This is a genomic window from Stenotrophomonas sp. STEN087, from assembly GCF_056759115.1.
Genome location: NZ_JBRRCR010000052.1, coordinates 21,824 through 28,098 on the forward strand (window position 1 = coordinate 21,824; position 6,275 = coordinate 28,098).

The 6,275-nt window shown below is 69.9% G+C and carries 5 protein-coding genes; all 5 read right to left on the reverse strand.

The window, feature by feature from the left end:
* Window positions 1-25: 25 nt before the first annotated feature.
* Entirely contained in the window at window positions 26-1,315 is a 1,290-nt protein-coding gene (gene thrC, locus ACVOK1_RS13860) for a threonine synthase (protein ID WP_481562413.1), read from the reverse strand.
* Between the two features lie 29 nt (window positions 1,316-1,344).
* Entirely contained in the window at window positions 1,345-2,259 is a 915-nt protein-coding gene (locus tag ACVOK1_RS13865) for a homoserine kinase (protein ID WP_481562414.1), read from the reverse strand.
* A complete protein-coding gene (gene thrA / locus ACVOK1_RS13870) occupies window positions 2,256-4,760 on the reverse strand; it encodes a bifunctional aspartate kinase/homoserine dehydrogenase I (RefSeq protein WP_481562415.1) in 2,505 nt (834 codons plus the stop codon). Before thrA ends, ACVOK1_RS13865 begins: the two co-directional genes overlap by 4 nt.
* An 84-nt stretch (window positions 4,761-4,844) precedes the next feature.
* Window positions 4,845-4,979 carry a hypothetical protein gene (locus tag ACVOK1_RS13875; RefSeq protein WP_481562416.1) on the reverse strand — a complete coding sequence of 45 codons (135 nt, stop codon included), beginning with the start codon at window positions 4,977-4,979 and terminating at the stop codon, window positions 4,845-4,847.
* 116 nt (window positions 4,980-5,095) lie between these two features.
* Window positions 5,096-6,067 carry a DMT family transporter gene (locus ACVOK1_RS13880; protein ID WP_481562417.1) on the reverse strand — a complete coding sequence of 324 codons (972 nt, stop codon included), beginning with the start codon at window positions 6,065-6,067 and terminating at the stop codon, window positions 5,096-5,098.
* Between the last annotated feature and the right edge of the window lie 208 nt (window positions 6,068-6,275).

The following is a 6,275-nucleotide window of genomic DNA, read 5'->3' on the forward strand; positions in this document are numbered from 1 at the left end:
CGGCCAGCGGCCGGCACTACCCGCCTCAGCGCAACAACACCTCGCGCAGCGCCGCGTAATCGGCGGCGAGCGGCTCGGCATGCGCCGGCCGCTGCAGCAGCGCATCCAATGCCGGCGGCACCGCCACGCTTTCGCCGATCAACGGTTCCACCACCGCCTCGAACTTGGCCGGGTGCGCGGTCGACACCACCGCCCAATCACCCTTGGCGCCGCGCGCGCGCAGGTCCTGCAGCACTTTCACCGCAGTGGCGGTGTGCGGGCAGAACAGCTCGCCGCTGCTGGCATGCGCACTGGCGATGGTCGCGCGGATGGTCACATCGTCCACCGCGAACGCGCGGAAGGCGGCACGAAGTTCGCCATCGTCGTCGGCATACAGCCAGCGCAGCCGCTCGAAGTTGCTCGGCGCGCCCACATCCATCGCGTTGGCCACGGTGGCCACGCTGGCCTGCGGCTGGAAGTCGCCGCCATTGAAGTAGGCCGGCAGCACCGCATTGGCATTGGTGGCCAGCACGATCTGGCCGATCGGCACGCCCAGTGCACGCGCCAGCATGGCCGCCATCGCATTGCCCAGGTTGCCGGTCGGCACCACCAGGTTGAGGCGACGCCGCGTGCGCGCGTGGTGGGTCAGCGCCGCATGCGCGTAGTAGCTCATCTGCGGCAGCAGCCGGCCCAGGCTGATGCTGTTGGCCGAACTCAGCGGCACCTGCGCCTGCAGGTCGGTGTCGGCCAGCGCCTGCTTGACCATCGCCTGGCAGTCATCGAACGAGCCGCCCACGCGCAGCGCCTGGATGTTGTCGCCGAAGCAGCCCAGCTGGTGTGCCTGGCGCGGCGAAACACGGCCATCGGGATACAGCACCACCACGCGCACGCCGGGCTGGCGATGGAAGGCCGCTGCCACCGCGGCACCGGTATCGCCGGAGGTGGCCACGACAATCGTCAGGTCACGGTCCTTGCCCGCCTGCAGGCGCGACAACGTGCCGGCGAGGAAGCGCGCGCCGATGTCCTTGAACGCGGCGGTCGGGCCATGGAACAGCTCCAGCACATGGTCGCCGTCACGGCCCAGCGCACGCAGCGGTACCGGGAAATCGAAGGCCTCGCGGCAGATCTCCGGCAGTGCGTCCTGCAGCGGATCACCTTCGAAAAAAGGCGCCAGCAGATCGGCAGCGGTCTCGGCGAGGGTGGCACCGGCGTGCAGTTCGCGCGGCGCAGGCAACATGTCGGGCACGTACAGGCCGCCATCCGGGGCCAGGCCGGCGGCGATGGCGGCACTCAGGCCAACGGCGGGCGCATGCCCTCGGGTCGAAACGAATTGCATGAGCTCGGTATCCGGCAAGGGGGAAGGATTCAGCACAGTCGCGCTCCAGCAGCGTCCAGCGGCGAGACCCAGGCTTCGCTGTCGAAGCCTGCGGCGGCAAACGCCGCACGCACGGGCGCCGCAGCGGCATGGGCCTGGTCGGCATCTTCAAACCAGGCAAACACACTCGGGCCGGCACCGGAAATGCCCGCGCCCATCGCGTTGGCTGCCAACGCGGCATCGCGTGCAGCGTCGAAGCCGGCGATCAGCGCGGCGCGACGCGGTTCCACCAGCACGTCGCGCAGGCCGGCACGCACCAGGGCCGCATCGCTGCGATGGCAACCACTGAGCACCAGGGCAAGGTTGGCGCTCTGCGCGACGAACTCGCCCAGCGCATAGCTGCCCTGCAGTGCCGCACGCGCGCGCCGGGTCTCCAGCACTGCGTGCGGATGCACCAGCAGGCTGTGCCAGCTGGCCGGCACCGGGATCGGCACCAGGCGATCAGCGGTGCACAGCGCCAGTCCGCCCAGCAGCAGCGGACCGACGTTGTCGCCGTGGCGCCCGCCGCTGGCCACTGCCTCGCCATCCAGTGCATGCGGGTAAAGCGCTTCGCGCGGCAGCGGTGCATCGAGCAGCGCGTTGGCGGCGACCAGCGCGGCCACGCACGAGGCGGCCGAACCGCCCATGCCCGAACCGAATGGAATGCCCTTGTCGATCTCGACGGCGAAGCCATACGGAAGACCCACGCCCTCGCGCAGCGAGATCAGCGCGGCCCCGGCCGTGTTGCCTGGCGCATCCAGTGGCAGCTCGACGGCGCTGCCGCGGATGGCCTCGATGCGCACGGTCGGCTCGTCGATGCGTCGCACCGTCACTGTATCGCCGATGCCGGCAATGGCATGGCCGAGAATGTCGAAGCCCACCGCCACGTTGGCCACGGACGCGGGCGCGAATGCGCGTGCAATCACAGCCGCGCTCCTTCGCCGGCGGCCACGCGCAGCAGGTCGGCGAACACGCCGGCAGCGGTGACTTCCGGCCCGGCACCCGGGCCCTGCACCACCAGCGGGTTGTCGCAGTAACGACGGGTGCGGAACTGCACCACGTTGTCGGTCAGGCGCAGATTGGCGAAGGTGTGGTCGGCCGGCAGTTCCTGCAGGCCCACCGATGCACCCTCCGCATCGAGCCGGGCGACATAGCGCAGCACCGCACCACGCGACCGGGCCTCGTCGAGACGCTGCAGCAGGCTGGCATCGGATTCGCCCAGGCGGGCCATGAAGTCGTCCACGCTGCCATCGCGCAGCAGCGCCGGTACCAGGCTTTCCACCTGTACCTGTTCCAGGCTGAGCGCGTGGCCGGCCTCACGGGCGAGGATCACCAGCTTGCGCGCCACGTCCACGCCGGACAGATCATCGCGCGGGTCCGGCTCGGTGTAGCCCATCGAACGCGCCTGCGCCACCAGCTCGGAGAACGGCTGGCTGCCATCGAATCGATTGAACAGCCAGGCCAGCGTGCCGGAGAAGATGCCCTCCACCGCCAGCACTTCATCGCCGGTATCGACCAGGTCGCACAGCGTGGTGATCACCGGCAGGCCGGCGCCCACCGTGGCCTCGTAACGGAAGCGCGCGCCACTGGCTGCGGCAGCGGCATGGATGCGCTGGTAGCGCGACAGCGGACCCGAACCCGCCTGTTTGTTCGGGGTGACCACATGGATGCCGGCCGCCAGCCAGCCCTCGTAGCGCTCGGCCACTTCGGCGCTGCCACTGCAGTCGATCACCACCGCGTGCGGCAGATGTGCGGCCAGCAGATGTTCGGTGAAGGCGTCCAGGTTGCTGGCCTGGCCATCATCGTGCAGCGCCTGCCGCCAGTCGGCGTGCAGGACATCGGCTTCCAGGCGCATGCGCGAGCGCGAGGCCAGCGCACGCAGGCGCAGGTCGACGTTGGCCTTGGCCAGCAGCTGCGGGCGCGCGGCCAGCAGCTGGTCCAGCAGCGCCGCGCCGACATTGCCCGGCCCGATCACGCCCACCGCGAAGGTCTGCGGCGAGAGCCAGAAGCCGGCGTGCGCGGCACGCAGGGCGCGTGTTGCGTCGGCGCTGGCCACGGCCACGGAGATGTTGCGCTCGGACGAGCCCTGCGCGATCGCCAGGATGTTCACCTGTGCTCGGCCCAGCGCCTCGAACAGGCGTGCGGCCACACCGGGCTGGCCGGCCATGCCGTCACCCACGGCGGCCAGCACGCTGACGCCCTCGCCGACCTGCACGCGCTGCACCTGGCCCACCGCCAGCTCGTGTGCGAATGCATGCAGCAGGGCCTCGCGACCACGCGCGGCTTCGTCGGCCTTCACCACGCAGCAGATCGAGTGCTCGGAAGACCCCTGCGAGATCATCACCACCGACACCTGCGCCTGGCGCAGTGCCGAGAACACGCGTTCGGCGGTGCCCGGCACGCCCATCAGGCCGGTGCCCTCCAGGTTCAGCAGGGCCAGGTCGGGGCTCAGGGTCAGGCCCTTCACCGGCCCGCGCGGCGAGCGTTCGGCGCTGATGCGCGTGCCCGGGTGCGCCGGATGGAAGGTGTTGCGGATGAAGATCGGCAGGCCCAGGCGGATGGCCGGCGACATCGTCTGCGGATGCACGACCTTGGCGCCGAAATAGGCCAGCTCACAGGCTTCGTCGTAGCTGAGCGCCTCCAGCTGCACGGCCTCCGGCACCAGCCGCGGATCGGCCGACAGCACGCCATCGACGTCGGTCCAGATGTGCAGCTCATCGGCGTTGAACAGCGCAGCGAAGATCGCGCCGGAGTAGTCGCTGCCGTTGCGGCCCAGCGTGGTGATGCGGTCTTCGCGGTCGCGGGCGACGAAACCGGTGGCGACCACGCGCGACTGCGGGTGCTGCAGGCGCCATTTCGCCAGGCGGTCGGCGCTGGCCTCCCAATCCACGTCCACGCCCAGTTCGCCATGGCCGACGACCAGGACATCACGTGCGTCCAGCACCGCGCACTCTTCGCCGAGTGCCTGCAGGTGCATGCCCAGCAGCTGCGCGGAGAACACTTCGCCCAGCCCCTGCACGCGGTCCAGCACCTCGCGCGGGAGCTCACCGATCACCGCCAGCGCGCCGAGCACTTCGGCCAGGTGGTCGAAGCGCACGTCGATCCACTCCACGGTCTCGCCCACCTGCTCGCCGAGCAGGGCCACCGCCGCGCCGCGATGGCGTGCACGCAGGGCATGCCAGGCCTCGCGCCAGCCTGCATCGCCGCGTGCCGCCAGCTGGGCCAGTTCGATCAGCGCATCGGTGACGCCCTTCATCGCCGACACGACGGTGACCTGCAGCGGCTCGGGACTGGCCAGCAGCAGGCCGGCCACATGGCGGTAGCGTTCGGCGTTGGCCACCGAGGTGCCGCCGAACTTGTGCACGACGGTGGACGGTGCGGCCAGGTCGGCCGGTGCAGCTGGATGGGCGGGGGCGTGAGAAGACATGCAGACCTCGGTAGGAGGCCCCGTCACATGCAGGTGGTGGGTTTCCCCGTCACCTGGATGGTGCGGGGCCGTTGTTTTCGGGAGTTACACGAAGACGACGGGCCGCACCATGGCAGTGGTGGCGGTGGTGGTAATAATGGTGGTGATGGCGACCGGCGCAGTCGACCCGCCCGCGGTAGCGGGGGCAATCAGGCTGGCGAGGGCGGCATCGAAGACCATGGCGCACAGAAAACACCGTGCGCCGGGGGGCTGTCAAGTGCTGCGATGCAAAAATCGTTTGTTTCGATCATCGCCCAACGTGCAATCATTTGGTTGCAATTGAGACAAAGTCGGCATCAGAGCGCTTGCGGCCGGCAATCAGCCGGCATGTCGGCGATCGCACGCGGGGCGCGGTGCGCGTGGGCACACAGCAGCACGCCTGCCACCAGGAACACGATCGCCAGCGCCTCCAACAGGGTCGGCCAACGCCATTGCCAGGCGAAGGCATAGAGCAGCGCGAACAGGGTTTCGAACACGATCATCTGCCCGGTCAGGGTCAACGGCAGCAGGCGGCTGGCGCGGTTCCAGAACGCGTTGCCGATGATCGAGGCGATGACCGCGACGCCGGCGCTGATCACCCAGAACAGGCTCCACTGCGCGGGGGTGTGGCCGGCGGTCTGGCCGATGAAGGCCGTCGGCACCAGCAGCAGCGACAGGCCGCCAGTGGTGACGCCGGTCAGCAGCGACCAGTCATGGCTGGACAGATCGGCGCGCCGGGCCAGCCAACGACTGTTGCCCACCGAGTACAGCGCCCAGGAAAAAAGCGCACCAAAGGCGCAGACCAGGCCGATCAGGCGCTGCCGCCACGGCGTGCCCAGGTGCTCGGACATCAGCGATTCCCAGCCGACCAGGGCCACGCCCAACACGCACAGGCCCAGCGCGGGCAGCAGCTGCTTCAGCGGCACCGCACCCTTCTCGCGCACGCCCACCAGGGTCACCACCACCGGAATCAGGCCGACGATGAGCGAGGCCGCCGCACCACCGGCCCACTGCACGGCCGTGGCCAGCAGCAGGAAGTACACCAGGTTGCCGGCCAGGCTGAGCCACAGCAGCCCCATCCATTCGGCACGCCCCAGCTGAGGTGCCAGGCGCTTCCAGCGCGGCAGCAGCAGGATCACCGCGATCAGGCCGTAGACCAGGTAGCGGCCGGCGGACAGCTGCAATGCGTTGAAGGAATGCAGCACGGCAGGCGCGAGGAAGACCACGCCCCACAGTGCGCCAGCGGCAACGCCATTGGCGATGCCCAGGGCCATCGGGTTGTTGCGCATATCAGGTTCTTCGGGGGAGAGAACAGGCCGCGCAGTGTAGGCGGCGATGGGCGCGGCGTCTTGACCGAGGCTACTGCCCTGCCCGACCCCTCGTTTTTGTAGAGTCGCGGGCCGGGGGGGGGGAGACCCGCGGCGCGCGAGAGGGGGATCCGAGCCAACAGGACAACCCCCCCCCCGCGCGGGGGGCCGGGCCGGTGACCGGGCCGCC

What these genes read in the sequence shown, in the direction of transcription:
- thrC (WP_481562413.1), bottom strand. Translation starts at nt 1,315, where the DNA reads ATGCAATTCGTTTCGACCCGAGGGCATGCGCCCGCCGTTGGCCTGAGT.
- thrA (WP_481562415.1), bottom strand. Translation starts at nt 4,760, where the DNA reads ATGTCTTCTCACGCCCCCGCCCATCCAGCTGCACCGGCCGACCTGGCC.
- ACVOK1_RS13875 (WP_481562416.1), bottom strand. Translation starts at nt 4,979, where the DNA reads ATGGTCTTCGATGCCGCCCTCGCCAGCCTGATTGCCCCCGCTACCGCG.
- ACVOK1_RS13880 (WP_481562417.1), bottom strand. Translation starts at nt 6,067, where the DNA reads ATGCGCAACAACCCGATGGCCCTGGGCATCGCCAATGGCGTTGCCGCT.